This is a genomic window from Paenibacillus sp. FSL R7-0345 (assembly GCF_038595055.1).
GTDB lineage: Bacteria > Bacillota > Bacilli > Paenibacillales > Paenibacillaceae > Paenibacillus_AQ.
Genome location: NZ_CP152002.1, coordinates 1,942,466 through 1,959,562, shown reverse-complemented (window position 1 = coordinate 1,959,562; position 17,097 = coordinate 1,942,466). Strand labels below are relative to the sequence as shown.

Genomic DNA, 17,097 nt, shown 5'->3' with positions numbered 1-17,097 from the left:
TCTCAGTACCGCTGGGCATTTTTATATGGAGGGAGTGGCTGTGCAGACAGCCTTTGTCACTCTTTAAGCCTGGGCAGCTACAAGCTCCTCGGCTTTGGCCAGTGCTTCGGACAGCTTGGAAGCATCCTTGCCGCCGGCCTGTGCCATATCCGGACGTCCGCCGCCGCCGCCGCCGCATACGGCAGCAACTTCCTTAACCAGCTTGCCGGCATGGAAGCCCTGTTTAACCAGTGCCTGCGGTACGGATACAACAAAGTTCACTTTGTCGTCCATTGCAGCGCCGAGCACGAGGATGGCATCCGGCAGCTTGACCTTCAGCTCATCGGCCGTGGAGCGCAGCGCATCCATGTTGCCTGCCTGAACAGCAACGGCAAGCAGCTGTGTGCCGGCGCCTACGGTCTTCACGCTGCCGGTCAGCTCAGCGGCAAAGGTTGCGCTCAGCTTCGACTGCAGCGATTCATTCTCGCGGGATACTTCGCGCACCTGCGCATGCAGCGCTTCGATCCGCTTAGGCACATCGTTCAGCGAGGATTTCAGCAGGCCTGCAGCCTGCTTCAGGAGATCCAGCTGACCCTCGGTGAACTGGTATGCGTAACGGCCGGTTACAGCCTCGATCCGGCGTACGCCAGAGCCGATACCGCTCTCGCTGACCAGCTTGAAGATCCCGATCTGCGATGTGTTGCCGACATGGATACCGCCGCACAGCTCAAGGCTGTAATCGCCGACCTGCACGACACGGACGATGTTGCCGTATTTTTCGCCGAAGAGTGCCATTGCGCCCATAGCTTTGGCCTCATCAATCGGCTTGTTCTCAATGACCACATCCAGGCCGCGCCAGATCTGCGCATTCACCCGGTGTTCAATATCGCTCAGCTCTTCCGGTGTAATGGCACCGAAATGGGAGAAGTCAAAGCGCAGGCGTGCGCCTTCCACCAGGGAACCTGCCTGGTTAACATGACCGCCCAATACTTCCTTCAGTGCCTTATGCAGCAAGTGAGTTGCCGTGTGGTTCTTCACGATGTCTTCGCGCTCGGCACGGTTCACTTCCGCACGCACGCTATCGCCGACCTTCAGGTCACCGGCTTCGACGGTTACCAGATGTACATGCTGTCCGTGCGGAGCTTTGAACAGGCCGGTTACTTTTGCCGTAACAGAACCGCCGGTCAGAACACCAGTGTCGCTCACCTGGCCGCCGCTTTCAGCATAGAACGGAGTTGCTTCAAGCACAACCTGGCATTCAGCGCCTTCGCTGACGGTATCCACAAGCTCTCCGTCTACAACAATAGCAAGAATTTTGGACTCTGCTACCGTGTCATTATATCCAACAAATTCACTTTTAACCGTCAGTTCAGCAAGCGCGCCGCCCTGGATTTTCATGCTGGCACTGTCCTGGCGGGCTGCTCTGGCGCGGTCGCGCTGCTCCTGCATTGCTGCATCGAAGCCTTCACGGTCAACCGTCAGTCCCTGCTCGAATGCAAAATCTTCCGTCAGGTCAAACGGGAAGCCATAGGTGTCATAGAGCTTGAACGCATCAACGCCTGCAATCACACTCTGGCCGTCAGCTTTGGCTTTGGCCGAAATTTCACCAAGGATAGCCAGGCCGTCAGATAAGGTTTCGTGGAAGCGTTCCTCTTCCAAGCGGATGATTTTGGCGATATATTCGCGGTTCTCCACAACGGACGGATAGTACACACCCATCACTTCGCCGACGGTTTCAGTCAGCTCATGCAGGAACGGGCGGTCAAGGCCGAGGGTTTTTCCGTAACGGACAGCACGGCGGAGCAGACGGCGGATAATATAGCCGCGGCCTTCATTAGAAGGAAGCACACCGTCACCTACTGCAAAAGTTACAGTACGGACATGGTCGGCAATCACTTTTAGCGCGATATCCTGCTCCAGGTTCTCTTTGTATTTCACTCCGGCCAGGCCGGCAGTCTTCTGGATTACAGGCTGGAACAGATCCGTATCGAAGTTGGAATCCACATCCTGCAGAATGGAAGTCAGGCGCTCCAGACCCGCACCGGTATCAATGTTCTTGTTAGGAAGCGGCGTGTAGCTGCCGTCCTTATTGTGGTTGAACTGGGAGAATACAAGGTTCCATACTTCCAGCCAGCGTTCATTTTCGCCGCCCGGATACATTTCAGGATCACTCATGTCACTGCCGTAAGCTTCACCGCGGTCATAGAAAATCTCCGAGCAAGGTCCGCAAGGGCCTTCGCCGATATCCCAGAAGTTCTCATCGCCCAGCTTGATGATGCGTTCAGCAGGCAGGCCTACTTTTTCATTCCACAGCTTGAATGCTTCTTCGTCCTCAGCGTATACCGTAACGGAAATGCGGTCGCCGTCAAAGCCGATCCACTCTTTACCGGTCAGGAATTCCCAGGCCCAGGTAATGGCTTCTTCCTTGAAATAATCGCCGATCGAGAAGTTCCCCAGCATTTCGAAGAACGTGTGGTGACGGCGTGTTTTGCCGACATTCTCAATGTCATTGGTACGGATGCATTTCTGCGAGTTCGCCAGACGCGGATTCTCAGGAATCTCACGGCCGTCAAAGTATGCCTTCAGCGGCGCCATACCGGCGTTAATCCACAAAAGGGACGGATCGTTGTGCGGAACGAGCGATGCGCTTGGTTCGATTTTGTGGCCTTTGCTCTCAAAAAACTGCAGCCATTTGGAACGGATTTCACTTGCTTTCATCATGTACAGCCCCCGTCTTAGTATTAATCTGCATCCGCAAGCTTGCCGGAATACACAAAAACGCCCCTGAATAAATTCAGGGACGATGATTATCGCGGTACCACCCTGGTTATCGCCTTGACCCGTGATACACGGACCCTGCAGACGATCGCCTTGTCGCGGCTGTTAACGGGCGCCCCCGGCGGGATTTCCCCGCACTCCGAAATCAGCTTTCCGCCGGTCTGTCTTCCGGGTTCTCGCAGCCATTACAAATGATTCGTAACGGAACCCGTTCTCTGAGGGAGCCATGCTCCGGCGTACTTCATTTCATCAATGTTTTATCCGATTTGCATTTTAACATTTCAAGTATAGCCAGCGGTTGGGGTTGTGTCAATGTTTGTTGCGGTATTATCAAAAAAGTGCCCAGCTGCTGCTGAGCACTTGTATTACCGGATGAAGGAAGGCTTACGATCTGAAATTGTTCCGCCTACTGCTTCAACATATCTTACATCTGATGTACCTTCATCTGCTGGACCTATATACCGCCGGTCTTTTACTAATTCAACCGGGGCTGATTTTGCATGAATATTTATAAACCGTCCGGCACGTGTGTCCTTTCTGTTGGCAGGCGCAGCAGATACACCGTTGCTTACAACAATTGACCTGTAGCCGGATCCAATCAGACGGTTTTTTGCCTTCCTAGAATTCTCATTCATTTCGAATCCCTCCCACCAGTCCTTTTGTAGTAAACAACAAATCATGGTTTACCTCAACAACCTGTTTCATTAATTCATCACTCAGTTCACGATTACCTGAAAAATGAACCGATAGAACGTGTTTCTTACTCAAAGCATAACATAAGACACCTATACGGGCAATCTGCTCCCGTTTAAAAAATTTCCAGTTATTAGTTCCTAGTACCTTAAGAACATAGATTTGCTCCTCATCCGGAGATTTGCCGTCGTTTTCTGATACGTGATATCTTCGGCCCTTTCCGACATTTCCGCCTACCTGGGATATATATTCATCATCTACCTGTGTCCAGATTGCTGCCCCTGTGACCCGAAATCCTTCCGGAGGCAGAATGGAATTACGAACAGCCTCAGCAGCAGCGTTAAAGCCTTCTTTACCGCCTGAAAGAGTCACATTCCGTAGATACTCTAAAAGCAACTGGATAATGCTGTCCTTTCTCTCCATTCCCTCTCTCATCTCTTGAAAAAGCTCATAGCGTTGTTTAAAGAATCCCTCTTCTTCAACTGCACTCAAGATTCGCCCGCAAGCTGTACTCATAGCACTTCGCGGCCCTCTGGAATGATCAGCCATATATCTCAGTAAAGTAATACCTTCCAGGTCGGATGGTAAATGTAAAGAAGTAGGGTCACCCTTTTGACCAGACGGGACGACATTTGGAATAATACAAAAGACTCTCTTACGTCCCAGCCGCCCCCAAAAAAGCCCCATTTCGAACAAGGTGTTGTCCCGTGTAACAAAATAAGTCTGATTTCGGATGGTAGCTACGTCCTCGGCTGCAAAAACGAAAATCCCAAAGTCATTCGCATCAAGCTCTCGCTCAAGCGATTCCATGGTGTAGTCATTAGCTTGAAAAGTATTGGCGTACCAGGCATTAACTTCAATATACATTTCGATACCTTCGGCAATTGCGCGAGCGTATGGGATAGCTTCCCGTGAGCTTCCAATAAATGCCCGGGGCTTTCTATTTATTGTCATATATAATCCCCTAACAAGTAATAGTTACACTATCAGTATTTAGTATACAGGCTGTCTCAGATACTGGAAATACCGTTTTGTACTCAAATTACTCCCCCCTCTTCTTAATTAAACGGATATCAAAAAAAGGAGCCGCAGGAGGTAGCCTCTGCGGTTCCTTTTTATTCATTATATGCTTGGCTATCTGGTGCAACTCAGCAGCCTGATAGCGGATACGTATTTTGCTCTTGCTCTCGCTGCAATGTTGCTTGTCTAGACTAACCTATAGCCCCCAGATCCGGTACACAATCACTGCCGCTTCCGCACGGGTGAGCGTGTCGCCCGGGGCAAGCAGGCCGTTCTTGCCGGTGACAATACCGGCTTCAACCAGCAGGGATACGCTGTCTGCAGCATATCCGGCTATCTGTGCTGCATCCGGATATGCATCCAGGCTGCCGCTGCCGCTGCCGGCCGCTTGCTTGCCGGCGGCTGCCAGCGCCCGCGCTGCGATCACCATCATCTCCTGGCGGGTTACCGGACTTTCTGGACGAACCATTCCGTCGGTATAGCCGTTGATGATGCCAAGCTGCTGTGCAATGGCCAGCTCGCTGCCGTAGTAAGCTCCGGCCGGGACATCGCTGAAGCCGGAAGCAGCCGGGCCTGTTCCCTTCAGCTCAAGCGCTCTGACGAGCAGAGCGATGAAGTCGGCGCGCTTCACGGGTGCTGCCGGGGAGAAGCTGCCTTCAGCGGTTCCCTGCACGACGCCGCGGGCTGCCAGGGCGGTAACGGCGTCTTCAGCCCAAGTCAGCTTCTCCAGATCTGGGAAGCTTACTGGATTAAAGGCAGCTGCAAAGGTGCCGGACCCGGTAATATGGAACACAAGTGATCCGCTAGCTGCATCATAGCGGCTGTTCGGGATGGCCGCCAGGCTGCCCGTGCTGCCTAGCTGACCTGCTATGAGGGCTGCCGTATTACTAAGCTGCGCCGCAGCAGGAGTATACGGTATGGACACCTTTACCGGAGCATCCGGGCTGCCCAAGGCAATAGCTTTGCCGCCTGCCGTCAGGCTCAGGTCGATAACCGTACCTTCCCCTATGAGCGTGCGTGCCTTGGCATCCAGGCCATCTTTGGAGGCATGTTTGATAAAGATTGATAAGAGTTCCGTGTCTGCTGCTGCACTGGACAGGATATTGCCAGGAAGCTCAATGATTGCTGCTGCTGTCTTCACAAGCAGTACGAAGTTTGCCTGCCCCTTCAAGCTTTGCGCAGGCAGCTGCAATTCATAAGCGGCTGCGTCTCCTTGCTTAGCCAACTCAATAATGACCTGTTTTTGACCGTCAGCTGCAGATGCCGATTGTTCAAGCGCCTGTTTCAGGCTTTCGGCAGAAACGGTTGCCTTTGCTGCGCCGCCGGTGACAATAACCTCCGGTTTGACCGTCACTGCACCGCCATTGCTCTCCAAAACAGTCGGCTTTGGCGTAGCACTACCGCTAGTGGTACCGCCGGGAATAGCGGCCGGCGCCGGAGTAGCCGTCGGTGTTGCTGTTGCCGTTGGCACCGGTGTTGGCTCCGGAGTAGGAGTCACTGCCGGTGCATCAGGCTTACCCGTAAGCGTAAGCACACCATACACCGAAGTATCCTGATACCCGTTACCGGTGGTATCGTTCCATGCCGCCACACTTTGCCGCGCGCCGTCTTTTGCGTCATTGATCTGTACATCGAAGCCCAGCTTCTTGGCGTTGGCCGGTGTTACGCTGGTAAGCGGTATTTTTACTTCAACCGTGTAGTTAGTTCCTGATACTTGGGTTGCAGAGACGAACCCTGCCGCAATCCTGTCAGGATTAAAGGTACTTTCGTTATCAAAATTGATCCGGAATTGGCCGTCATCGTCCTGATAGAAGGAGGTCTTCCCGTTATTCTGATCCACGAAAATCTCAACCGAATCCTGCTCCCAGACATTCGCGCTCGCCTTATCCAGCTGCGCATCGCTGACCTGAACCAGCACGTACAGATTCCGGTCGTCCCACAGGGCTTTGGCTATGCCGCTTGCCCCCTGCCAGGCCAGCTGGTAGCGGCTAATCTGCATTTCAGGCGCACCGGACCAGAGTGCATCTACGGTCCCGTCAATGACCGGTGTGCCATAGACTGCGTTAGATACATTGGCGTCCGTCGTATCCGGCTGATGCCCGGCAATATATTTTACCGGATCGATCACCCCGTAATAGGCCGGTTTGGCCTGCAGGCTCTTATCGAACAGCAGCGGATTGGATGAGGCTCTCCAGCTCGTATTGTCATCCATGCCCCAGAAGGTAACTCGTGCTATTTTCGCAGCATATTCTTTGTACAGGCTCATAAGCTGGGCGTACAGGTACCCCTGGGCATCGGCCAGCTTTTCTGACAGCTCATAATTGCTGCCCGCTTGAATATCAAGCTCCGTAACACTTACCTCCACACCCAGGGAGATAAATTTTTCAAGTGAAAGTCTGACGTTCTCAGGATTCGTGTTTACGTTATAGTGCGCCTGCATGCCTACACCGTCGACCAGCTTTTTGCCTGGATGATTAAGCGCATACTTATCGTTTATTGCTTTTACCATGTTATAGATAGCCTGGGCTTTATTCTGGTTGTCCTCGTTGTAATCATTGTAATAGAGCTTGATGTTCCACTCCGGATGATCATCCAGCACTTCCCGCGCCGCCAAAAAAGCCTGCTCGACGTAATCTGCTCCGATTGCGGTTTTCCACGGGGCCTGGCGCAGCGATGACTCCCAGTCGGCCGGATTGCCCGGATTGTCATTCATCGCCTCATTCACAACATCCCAGGAGATCACCCTATCCCCGAAATGCTCCATCACGGTACGGATGTGTGTCCGCAGATTTACAAGCGCCTCTTCCCTGCTCAAAGGTACGGTATTGCCCTCCGCATCCTTGGACGTATTCATCCACACCGGCGACTGCTGGTGCCAGACCAGAACATGGCCGTGCATCTGCATCCCTTCCGCCAGCACCTTATCGACCATCGCATCCGCTGCGGTAAAGGTAAACTCGCCCTTCGTATTCTGCAGCGCATCCGGCTTCATCGCATTGCCCGCTGTGGCAACATTGTGATGCATTTCCAGCAGCTCCAGCCGCACTCCTTCCAGATCCTCGGCCGTAATGGCATTCCCGATCAGAAAATCATCCTGGTACGCAGCCTTCAGCGGAACCAGATCCTTCTGGATGGCTACCGGACCGGAGCCTGTATGTTCAAAGCTGATATCGTCAATGTAAAAGGATGCTGTAGCGTTATTCGAGCTCTCCACGTAAATCGTCAGGTACTCGCCGCCTACGCTGTTATAGCGGTAGTTTCCCTCAAATTTGACCCAGCCGTCAGCGGCATTGATGGTCTTGGGGGAGAGTGCGACATAATTGGCGCTGCTGCCGTCGCCTACCTGTGTGGACAGCTGAAGCTGTGAACTGGCCGGATCAATCAGCTTGACCCAGGCGGAGATCAGATATTCGCTGCCTTTGTCCACATATTTCTCTACACGCAGCGCCGGCCCGTGCCAGGTTGATGTGCGTCCTTCCACCTTCAGGGCATAGGAGCCGTCTGCGGTATGGTTCGCTTCATCAGTCACCGTCAGCGTCTCATTTCCCGACCTGCCGGCGAAGCCGCCTGCTGTCTGATCCTCAAAGGTAATCGTATTGAACGGCAGCGCCGGGTCTCTTACCGGCTCTTCTCCGCCGCCGGAGGCTGGTTTACCGGTAATCAGAACGTCTCCAATATAGAACGGAACCGCCTTGCCGGCCTCATTGGAATTAATGCGCAGCGCCTGATCCTTGGACGTATCCGCAATGAATTCTCTAGTCAGGGTAACGGCCTTGCCCGCCTCATAGGCTGCTTCAGCATAGTTTCCGTAGCTGTTCACGGTTTGCAGTGCCGCTTTTGCACCGTCAGGCAGGATTACAGCGGGATCAACATACACCACTGCGGTTACTGTGTAAGTCTCCCCGTTAACGAGTCCCAGATCACTGAATTTAAAATCTGCAGCATCCCAGTTGTTCGCCCTGTTGCTTACATATACAGCCGCACCGTCAGCGTTGCCCTCAAAAAGCACGCCGGTTACTGCAGTCAGGCTGGCCCCGCCGGATTGAGCGGCTTTGCCTGCCCCGTCCGCAAAGGTTTCATGATAAACGATGGTTTGTTCCGTCTGGCCGGCTTCCGCAGCTTGAGCATTCCGGGATGCCGGAGCAACCCAGCTTAGCGGAAGCATCAGACTGGCGGCTAATATTGTGGAAAAGACTCGCTTGAACATTCTACTCATGCATTGCACTCCTCTTTTTTATGGATTAGTACCTGCCCTTTAAGTTAAGCGCTTACAATCGTCTGTTAAACAGCCCCCCTTCTCAAGCAAAATCGTAGCACACCCGCAAAATCGATGTCTTTCTCCAAACTAAAGATGATACCGTACTTTTTATATAACATTTGAATTAGCTGGGGAGAGGCGGACTGGATTGGAGGAACTATTTAGGTTAAGTTTGTGATTTTACTAGCTGGAATAGCTGTGACTTCAGAGAATGTCCGATGAAGGACTGTTCAAATTCCGTGGCTAAGTTACTTTTTTATAAAACACGGATGAACCTGCAGGTGTGGGAGGAGTTACTGATCAAGCTAATTGGAAAAATGGCATCTAATTCTCGAGTGGACACCGCTTTTGGGAACCTAAGTGGAAAAATGCTATTTAATTTTACTAATTCGCCCCTAAAGCTGGGATTCGGGCTAAATTAAGTGTCGTTTTTCCATTTAATCCTTGGAAATGAACAGAATCAGAAGAATTAAGTGACGAAAATCCACTTAGTTATGCAGGAACCCTCATCCCGGCGGAAGTTTATCACCAAACACCTCAAACACCTCAAGCACCTCCCCTTCCACCCACTTTCCGCAAATAAACATAACTCTAAATTAGCATACAGAACACTAACCAACCTTTGAACATAATATGCCGACAAAATAAAGCTCCCCAGCATACATCCCGCCGCTCTCTCTGACCAGCTCACGATTTCAGGGAACGCAGCATCAGCACCAGTTCGCTAACCAGCCAAACATCAATAAGCCATATAACCTTCGTTATACGGCCAGGTCCAATTTTACTCTAACGGCAAGTGCTGCCTATCTCCCACCCATCAGCCTGCCTCCGGCTGCAACAGCAAAAAGCCGTATAACCTCAGTTATACGGCCTAGCCGATACTTCACTATAAGAGCTAGCTTAAACCTCCTATTTACCGCCCGCCAGCTCCGCCTCACTCTGCCCGGTTATAACGGACACGATGCTCTCCCGCAGCACATCGGCATCCCGCGCCTGGAACGGATCGGCGTTCCAGATTACGGCATCGGCCAGATAGCCTTCGGCGATCCGGCCCAAGTCGTCCCCGCGCCCGAGGATTTCAGCCGCGCCGGAGGTAGCGGATTCCCACGCCTCCGCACGGGTCAGGCCGTAATCCAGCAGCGTGTCCAGCTCCTGCAGGTTATAGCCGTGCAGCGCCGGCGTGGCATAGTCTGTGCCGAAGCCGAGGCGGACGCCTGCGCTTCTGGCATAGCCGATGGCCCGGGAATGGGCCTCGGCTGCCCGGGCGGCGCGGTCGCAGATCACCGGCGGCAGCGCCAGCACGCCGGCAGGATCTGCGGCAATCCGGTAGATTGATGCCGTAGACACGTAAGCTGTCCGGGACTCGGCCAGCCTTCCGGCCTGGTCAGCGGTCAGGAACATCCCATGCTCGATCGATTCGACTCCTGCCGAGATCGACCAGTCAATGGTTACACCGCCCCAGGTATGAACGAGCACCTTGATCTGATTGGCATGGGCATGGCGGACAATGAAGTTGAACTCTTCTTCCGAAAAGACCGGATCAAGCACCTTCTCTGCAGGTGCGCCGAGACCGCCGGTTGCCATAATCTTGACCCAGCCGGCTCCGGTAGCATAAATCTCGGCAAGCCGGCCTTCCAGGAATTTTGTCCCCAGCGCATCTGCTGCCCCCAGCATTTCGCTGCTGGTCTCTACCCTGAGCGGATGGCCATAATTCCGGACCAGATGGCGGATCGTCTGCGGCGTGATTCCACCTGCATCGCGCGCGGTCGTTACACCGGTCCGCAGGGTAGCTCCAAACGCCGCGCCCTGCATAACCTCCACCTCGCCGCTGCTGCGCTTCAGCTGGTCTGAATGGTCAAAGTCCGTCCAGGCCAGATGCGTATGCAGGTCGATAATGCCCGGGCTGATCCAGAGATCAGCCTGAGGGGAAGCAGCTCCATCCGGTCCAGGCTGCCCGTTTTGCTCTCCGTGCCCTTCCTGTCCCAACTGCTCCATTTGCCCCGCGGGTTCCCCCAGCACCGTCTCCTTCACCGACGCAAATCTGCCGTCTCTGATGGAAATGTCATACCGCTTGTCTTCAATCCCTGCGATGCGGATCGCCTTATAATCCAGCGCCTCCGGATGTTTGTTAAGCATGGGCATTCCCCCATGCTGCCCGGACCGCCTGCAGCGCTGAAGCTGCCTCTTGTTCAAGCAGTCCAGCCAGCGTTGTAATGGCCTTTTCCACGCTAGGCAGGCTTGCATTCACGCCAAAGTGATTAATCCGCAGCAGCCGGCCGTTCAATTCTCCGTCTCCGGGGGCTACAATTCCAACAGGCTGCGCAATTCTAAGCCGCTGATCCCCGCCGATGCGGACGGTTGTCGTCAGCGTGGAATAATGCCCGCTGTCCTTCTGCCAAGGCTCCAGCCCCAGCGCCTTAATACCTGCGATGGCTGAAGCAGCCGCAGTCTCGTGGCGCAGGATGACCTGATCCAGCCCCTCCTGCTCAACCGCCGCCAGCGCTTCAATCAGTGCTCTGGCCTCCAGCGCCGGAATGTTAGGCGGGACACGTACCGGTTCTGTCCCGTCCGTCGGTGGCTTCAGATCCAGCAAAGACAGAATCGAATTGCGCGGCGCATGCTTATTCGACTCCAGGAACTGCCAGCCGCGCGGCGAAATGCTGACCGCACTGACCCCGTTGGGTCCGCCCAGTGCTTTTTGCGCACCGACAGCGGCAAAGTCAACGCCCCACTCATCCACAAGCAGCTCTTCCCCGCCGACTGCCGAAACGGAGTCCGTTACTGTGATCAGGTTGTGGCTGCGCGCAATACGCAGGATTTCTTTTGCCGGATTTGAACCGCCGGTAACGACCTCAGCCTGCACAAAGGAAAGCGCATCAGGCTTAACCCGCTCAATAACAGCATCAACCATTTCCGCCGGTACCACTTCGTCAAACGGAACCTTCACTTCCACCACTCTTGCTCCGCCGCGCTCCAGCCACTGGCCGAACAGACTGCCGTAAGGGCCGGTTACAACATTAATAAACGTGCGGCCCGGTGCAGATATGCCTGCAGCTACCGCCTCAATACCCAGAATCGCCTCAGCCGGAATAATAACCGGAGGATGTTCAGTTGACAGCAGCCGGGCGAACTGGCTGGTCAACGTGCTAAATTCAGATCGTGTCAGCGGTACATATCCTTTATATTGTTGGTTCATGAAGTCCTCCTGATGGTTTCATAGTCGGCATTTGGGGAACCGCAGACAGCAGCTCACGGCTGTAAGCCGCTTCCGGACGGCTGAAGAACCTGTCCTTCGGGCTGACCTCAACCAGCTTTCCCTGCTGCATGACGGCAACCTTATCGCTTACAGCATGTATAACACCCATATCATGGGAAATAAACAGCATTGTCAGATTAAGCTCTGATTTGAGCGCCCCCAGCAGCTCCAGCACATTTAGCTGCACGGATACATCCAGCGCACTGGTCGGCTCATCGGCAATCAGCAGGCTGGGCTCTACGCTTAGCGCACGGGCAATCGCAATCCGCTGGCGCTGTCCGCCTGAGAATTCATACGGATATTTATCCAGCGCTTTTCCTTCAAGCTGCACACGCTCCAGCAGCTGCCTGGATCGCTTCTCCACCTCCGCGCGGCCCACGATCTTGTGAAACAGCAGCGCTTCGGCCAGAATCTGCCGGATGGAATGCTTCGGGTTCAGCGAGGCATCCGGATTCTGAAAGATCATCTGGATGCTTTTGCGCTGCTCCCGGGTCCGTTTCCGGGAGAGCGGCTCTGTCCCCAGCAGAAGCTGGCCCTGATCCGGGATAATCAGTCCGGCAATTACCCGTGCTAGGGTAGATTTGCCTGACCCGGATTCTCCGACTAGACCGAGGGTGGTGTGCTGCTGTACCTCAAGCCGGATGTTATCCAGCGCAGTGAATCCGCCGTAACGCACGGTCACATCGTTAACCTGCAGGCTTAAGTCCATAAAGCTCCGCCCCCTTCAGGTACAAGCTCCGGCACTGGCAGCACCGAGTTAATCAGCATTTGGGTATAGGCGTTTTGCGGGCTCTGCAGAACACTTAGCGTACTGCCGTGCTCGACGATTTCGCCTTTTTTCATCACGGCCAGCCTGGAACACATCGCAGCAGCTACCGCCAGGTTGTGCGTCACAAAAATCATCGCAAACCCCAGCTCCTGCTGCAGCCGGCCCACCGTCTCCATAATCTGCTTTTGCACGGTGACATCAAGCGCTGTAGTCGGCTCATCGCAGAGCAGAATACCCGGCTTGCAGGCCAGAGCCATCGCAATGACGATCCGCTGGCACTGGCCGCCGGAGAGCTGGCTTGGATACCGGTCCGCCTTGCGCAGCGATTCAGGCAGTCCGAGCATATGCAGCAGTTCCAGCGCCGCGGCGCGCGAGGCTTTGCGGCTGAGCCGCTGTCTGTAATACACAACCTCTGCTACCTGCTTGACCACCGGACAGAGCGGGTCCAAGGCGCCCCTTGGGTCCTGGAACACCATGGCGCTGTCCGCCGCGCTGCGGATCACCCCGCCTGTCTGCTGCACACCTCGCGGAAGCAGGCCGAGCACCGCCCGCAGCGTAAGCGATTTGCCGGAGCCTGATTCGCCGACCAGGCCCAGACTCTCGCCCGGCTGCAGTGAGAAGCTGGCCTCTTTGACCAGCACCTCCTGCGATTTGGCAGTCAGCGTCAAGCCCTCTATTTCCAAAACGGGTGTTGTAGCCATTATTTTTTCCTCCATAGATCTGCCAGCCCGTCGCCCACCAGCGACAGGGCAATCCCCGTATATACCACGGCGAAGCCCGGCACGGCCGAGAGCCACCAGGCGGTCGAGATAAAGGATTGCCCGTCCGCAATCATCGTTCCCCAGTCGGGAGTCGGCGGGGCGATACCAATGCCGAGATAGCCGAGCGTGACAATTGCAACCAGCAGGCCGACCATATCCGTCATCAGGACGACCACAGCCTGCGGCAGCACATTCGGCAGCAGATGCCGCAAAATAATGCGTGGACCGGACAGCCCCAGCGTCTGAGCCGAAGCAATCCACTCCTGTTCACGGAATGAGGCACTCAGCCCGCGGACCACCCGGGCGAACACAATCCAGCCGACGAGAATAAAAGTGATATAAATTCCGCGCTGGCCCGCCCCGCTGGCAAAGGCCACAATAATGACAATCAGATAAAAAGGAAAGGCAATAAACGTATCCGTAATCAAAGTAATGATGTTATCGACCCGTTTTCCATAGTAGCCTGCCACCATTCCCAGAAAAATTCCGGTACAAAACGGGATAATCTCCGCCAGCACCATAATGGTCAGGTCCGTCCGGGCTGCGTAGATCAGTCTGGTGAACAGGTCCCGCCCCAGCTGGTCTGTTCCAAGCCAGTGCTCGGCGGACGGCGGCTGCAGAAACGCGCTTAAATTCTGCTCAGTAGGGTTATACGGGCTGATGTACGGAATGAAAATAGCCAGCAGGATCAGCACAGCAAACATGATGCCTCCTGCCAGCAGGGATGGGGTATTCAGAATCCGGCGGATCAGCGAAGTCCCGGTTCCGTCCGTCTGCAGTTCAGGATAATTGGTTGTAGTTTTCATCGTGTTCCTTTCGTCCGGGGATCAAGCCACTTGGCTGCAATCTCGACCAGCAGGCTGATAATCACCACAGAAACCGCACAGTACAGCGCAATTCCCTGGATGACCGGAAAATCCCGGTTTGAAATGGAAGTAAACAGCAGGCTGCCGATGCCTTTAATGCCAAACACCTGCTCAACGACCAGCGTGCCGCCAATCAGATAGGAAATGTTAACCCCCAGCAGCATCAGCGTCGGCAGTGCCGAATTGCGCAGCACATGCTTGAACAGAATAACCCGGCCGGGAATGCGTGCAGCCCTCAGAGTAACCACGAAGTCGGATTCCAGCACCTCCAGCATCTGCGCCCTTAAAGAGCGGACAAGCGTTGGAATCTGGGAAAAAGCGACTGTAACCGCCGGAAGCGTCAGGCTGTACAACATGCCCGACCAGCCTTCGCCTACGCCGCCGACAGGAAACCAGCCGAGCCGGACACTAAGCAGCATAATGAAAAGGATGCCAACCCAGAAGATTGGCATACCCAGAGTAATCGTCGGAAAAATACGGATCAGATGATCCGCCAGCTTGTCCTTATTCGTAGCCGCAACCGTAGCAAGCAGGAGGGCAATCACTACAGCAATGACACAGGCCATCAGTATCAGCAGCATGGTTACCGGCGCACGCTCGGCAATCAGCACCCGAGTTGAGGTTCCCGAGATAATGGAATTACCGGTGTCACCGGAGGTGAACAGCAGCTTCACAAACCGGATGAACTGCTCCCACAGCGGAAGATCCAGCCCGAGTGTATGATGCATGGCTGCGATGGCTTCGGGTGTACTGTATTCACCCAAAATCATTTTTGCGGGATCGCCGGGAACGATGCGGATCAGAAAAAAGACAGCGGTCATCACACAGAGGATAACGACAGCGGCTCTAATCAGAGCCGCCGTCAGCCATCTGTAGGATGTACGATTACCTGCTGCTGCAGAACTTTGCAGCCTGCCCGGAATCATCATTGACCCATCCGCACATCTTCAAAGCGGACGCTGCCGTTAGGCAATACAGTAAGTCCCTCTACCGAAGAGCGGGCACCGATCAGGATGTCAGGATAGTAGAGAGGAATGTAAGGTACTTCATCAGCCAGCGTCTGCAGGAGCTTGGTGTAAATCTCTGCGCGGGCGTCGCCGTCTGCCGTTTTTTGTCCTTCATACAGCAGCTTGGTTACTTCGTCATTGGTATAATGCGTCCAGTACGATTTGCTGAAGCCTTCCGGATCCGTCTGGAAAGCCAGAATCGAGTTTGCTTCCGGAGAATCTGCCTGGCCGCTGTTCAGCATAGCAGAGAAATCATAGGCGAAGAACCGTTCACGGAAGGAAGCCAGCTCAATGGATTCAATCTCAATTTTGATGCCGATCGCCTGGCCTGCCGCCTGAATAATCTGCGCTTCCTGGGCTCTGGTGCTGTTGCCGGAGGCCACCAGCAGCTTGGTGCTGAAGCCGTTAGGGAATGCGGATTTAGCCAGCTCAGCTTTGGCAGCTTCTACATCATAGTTCAGCGCTTTTATCGTGTCATTCGCATTGTAAGGAATGGTTGTCGGCAGCAGGGAGTTTGCCGTCTTGGCATAACCGAAGGTCAGCGCCTTGGTCAGGCCTTCACGGTCAAGTGCCAGTGCCAGCGCGCGGCGGACATGCACATCCTTGAAATGCTCATCCAGTGTATTGAAGAACAGCTGCTCAGTTACCCAGCTGCCGTTGGTGACTACAGCAGTATCAGCGCCGTTTTTCAATTCTTCAGCATTCTGCAGGGCAAGCGCTTCGATCGCGTTAACCTCTCCGGCCTTCAGCTGGTTAATAGCCTGGCTGTCGTCTTCGATCAGCTTATAGACCAGCTCATCGATCGCCGGCTTGCCTTCCTGCCAGTAGTTCGTGTTTTTGACGAACCTCACATCGCCCGCAGGGTCCCAGGCTTCAATGGCGAACGGGCCGGTGCCGATTGGCTTTTTAAAGAATTCTTCCTCGGTAACCCCGCCGAAATCAGCCGGGATAATGCCGTTCGAGAAGTTGGACAGCTCGGAGATGAATGGTGTGTACGGCTCCTGGAGTTTAATTACCAGCGTTTTGTCATCCTGTGCAGTTACGCTATCCACCTTGGCTGCAATCGCCAGCGGACCGCCGACCTTCAGGTGACGCTCCAGCGAGAATACAGCATCCTTGGCTGTAACAGCGTTGCCGTTAGAGAACTTCAGGCCGTCACGCAGCACAAAGGTATAGGTCAAGCCGTCTTCACTGATGGTATGGGAGGCAGCCAGCCAGTCCACAATCTCCCCTTCACTGTTAAAAGCAACCAGGGATTCAAACACTTTATCAATCGCAAACGCATTGTTCGAGGTAATCTGGTTATGCAAATCAAACGAGGTCACTGCAGCAGGGCGTCCATAGACGAAAGTCCCTCCCGCCGCGGGCTCGCTGGTGCTGTTCCCGGCATCCGCCGCCTGGCTTGCGCTTGGCTGGGCGGTCTCACTTGCAGCAGGTGTATTGTTCTGCCCGGAGCAGCCGGCAATCACCGCCATTAGTAGAACTGCCAGTGTTCCTGACCATAGCGATTTTTTAAAAGAAACTGTAAATTGCATGTCTCAATCTCCCCTTCCTATAAACCTTATATGTTTAGTATGGATTGTATTATGGTCCATACAATCCCCCCTGTCAAACAAAATTTACATTCTCCCGGAGCGGATAAAACTATTATATCCAATAAAGGAAATGTATCCGTTTTAACAAAGTCAAAAAGGCTTCTACGTTCATTTC

The 17,097-nt window shown here is 54.2% G+C and carries 11 protein-coding genes; all 11 read right to left on the bottom strand.

Going from position 1 to position 17,097, the window contains the following annotated elements; all coding sequences use genetic code 11:
* Positions 1-63 precede the first annotated feature (63 nt).
* Positions 64-2,697: an alanine--tRNA ligase gene (gene alaS / locus NST84_RS08195; protein ID WP_342566377.1), complete on the bottom strand. Its 2,634-nt coding sequence runs from the start codon at positions 2,695-2,697 to the stop codon at positions 64-66.
* Positions 2,698-3,122: 425 nt separating this feature from the next.
* Positions 3,123-3,392 carry a hypothetical protein gene (locus NST84_RS08190; RefSeq protein ID WP_342565108.1) on the bottom strand — a complete coding sequence of 90 codons (270 nt, stop codon included), beginning with the start codon at positions 3,390-3,392 and terminating at the stop codon, positions 3,123-3,125.
* Positions 3,385-4,404: a nucleotide-binding protein gene (locus tag NST84_RS08185; protein WP_342565107.1), complete on the bottom strand. Its 1,020-nt coding sequence runs from the start codon at positions 4,402-4,404 to the stop codon at positions 3,385-3,387. The genes NST84_RS08190 and NST84_RS08185 overlap by 8 nt, the downstream gene beginning before the upstream one ends.
* A 262-nt stretch (positions 4,405-4,666) precedes the next feature.
* Positions 4,667-8,686, bottom strand: coding sequence for an endo-1,4-beta-xylanase (locus NST84_RS08180; protein ID WP_342565106.1), 4,020 nt, complete (start codon positions 8,684-8,686; stop codon positions 4,667-4,669).
* 951 nt (positions 8,687-9,637) lie between these two features.
* Positions 9,638-10,864 (bottom strand): amidohydrolase family protein, encoded by a 1,227-nt coding sequence (locus NST84_RS08175; protein WP_342565105.1) that lies wholly within the window; start codon positions 10,862-10,864, stop codon positions 9,638-9,640.
* Entirely contained in the window at positions 10,857-11,924 is a 1,068-nt protein-coding gene (locus NST84_RS08170) for an aminotransferase class V-fold PLP-dependent enzyme (protein WP_342565104.1), read from the bottom strand. Before NST84_RS08170 ends, NST84_RS08175 begins: the two co-directional genes overlap by 8 nt.
* The gene (locus NST84_RS08165) at positions 11,908-12,693 is read right to left on the bottom strand and encodes an ATP-binding cassette domain-containing protein (RefSeq protein ID WP_342565103.1); all 786 of its coding nucleotides are present in this window, start codon (positions 12,691-12,693) and stop codon (positions 11,908-11,910) included. The genes NST84_RS08170 and NST84_RS08165 overlap by 17 nt, the downstream gene beginning before the upstream one ends.
* Entirely contained in the window at positions 12,684-13,454 is a 771-nt protein-coding gene (locus tag NST84_RS08160; protein WP_342565102.1) for an ABC transporter ATP-binding protein, read from the bottom strand. The genes NST84_RS08165 and NST84_RS08160 overlap by 10 nt, the downstream gene beginning before the upstream one ends.
* On the bottom strand, positions 13,454-14,320 hold the full coding sequence (locus tag NST84_RS08155) for an ABC transporter permease (RefSeq protein ID WP_342565101.1): 867 nt from the start codon (positions 14,318-14,320) through the stop codon (positions 13,454-13,456). The genes NST84_RS08160 and NST84_RS08155 overlap by 1 nt, the downstream gene beginning before the upstream one ends.
* Positions 14,317-15,309 carry an ABC transporter permease gene (locus NST84_RS08150; protein ID WP_342565100.1) on the bottom strand — a complete coding sequence of 331 codons (993 nt, stop codon included), beginning with the start codon at positions 15,307-15,309 and terminating at the stop codon, positions 14,317-14,319. Before NST84_RS08150 ends, NST84_RS08155 begins: the two co-directional genes overlap by 4 nt.
* A complete protein-coding gene (locus NST84_RS08145) occupies positions 15,306-16,922 on the bottom strand; it encodes an ABC transporter substrate-binding protein (RefSeq protein WP_342565099.1) in 1,617 nt (538 codons plus the stop codon). Before NST84_RS08145 ends, NST84_RS08150 begins: the two co-directional genes overlap by 4 nt.
* Positions 16,923-17,097 lie beyond the last annotated feature (175 nt).

What these genes read in the sequence shown, in the direction of transcription:
- alaS (WP_342566377.1), bottom strand. Translation starts at nt 2,697, where the DNA reads ATGAAAGCAAGTGAAATCCGTTCCAAATGGCTGCAGTTTTTTGAGAGC.
- NST84_RS08165 (WP_342565103.1), bottom strand. Translation starts at nt 12,693, where the DNA reads ATGGACTTAAGCCTGCAGGTTAACGATGTGACCGTGCGTTACGGCGGA.
- NST84_RS08180 (WP_342565106.1), bottom strand. Translation starts at nt 8,686, where the DNA reads ATGAGTAGAATGTTCAAGCGAGTCTTTTCCACAATATTAGCCGCCAGT.
- NST84_RS08190 (WP_342565108.1), bottom strand. Translation starts at nt 3,392, where the DNA reads ATGAATGAGAATTCTAGGAAGGCAAAAAACCGTCTGATTGGATCCGGC.
- NST84_RS08185 (WP_342565107.1), bottom strand. Translation starts at nt 4,404, where the DNA reads ATGACAATAAATAGAAAGCCCCGGGCATTTATTGGAAGCTCACGGGAA.
- NST84_RS08170 (WP_342565104.1), bottom strand. Translation starts at nt 11,924, where the DNA reads ATGAACCAACAATATAAAGGATATGTACCGCTGACACGATCTGAATTT.
- NST84_RS08155 (WP_342565101.1), bottom strand. Translation starts at nt 14,320, where the DNA reads ATGAAAACTACAACCAATTATCCTGAACTGCAGACGGACGGAACCGGG.
- NST84_RS08145 (WP_342565099.1), bottom strand. Translation starts at nt 16,922, where the DNA reads ATGCAATTTACAGTTTCTTTTAAAAAATCGCTATGGTCAGGAACACTG.
- NST84_RS08150 (WP_342565100.1), bottom strand. Translation starts at nt 15,309, where the DNA reads ATGATGATTCCGGGCAGGCTGCAAAGTTCTGCAGCAGCAGGTAATCGT.
- NST84_RS08175 (WP_342565105.1), bottom strand. Translation starts at nt 10,864, where the DNA reads ATGCTTAACAAACATCCGGAGGCGCTGGATTATAAGGCGATCCGCATC.
- NST84_RS08160 (WP_342565102.1), bottom strand. Translation starts at nt 13,454, where the DNA reads ATGGCTACAACACCCGTTTTGGAAATAGAGGGCTTGACGCTGACTGCC.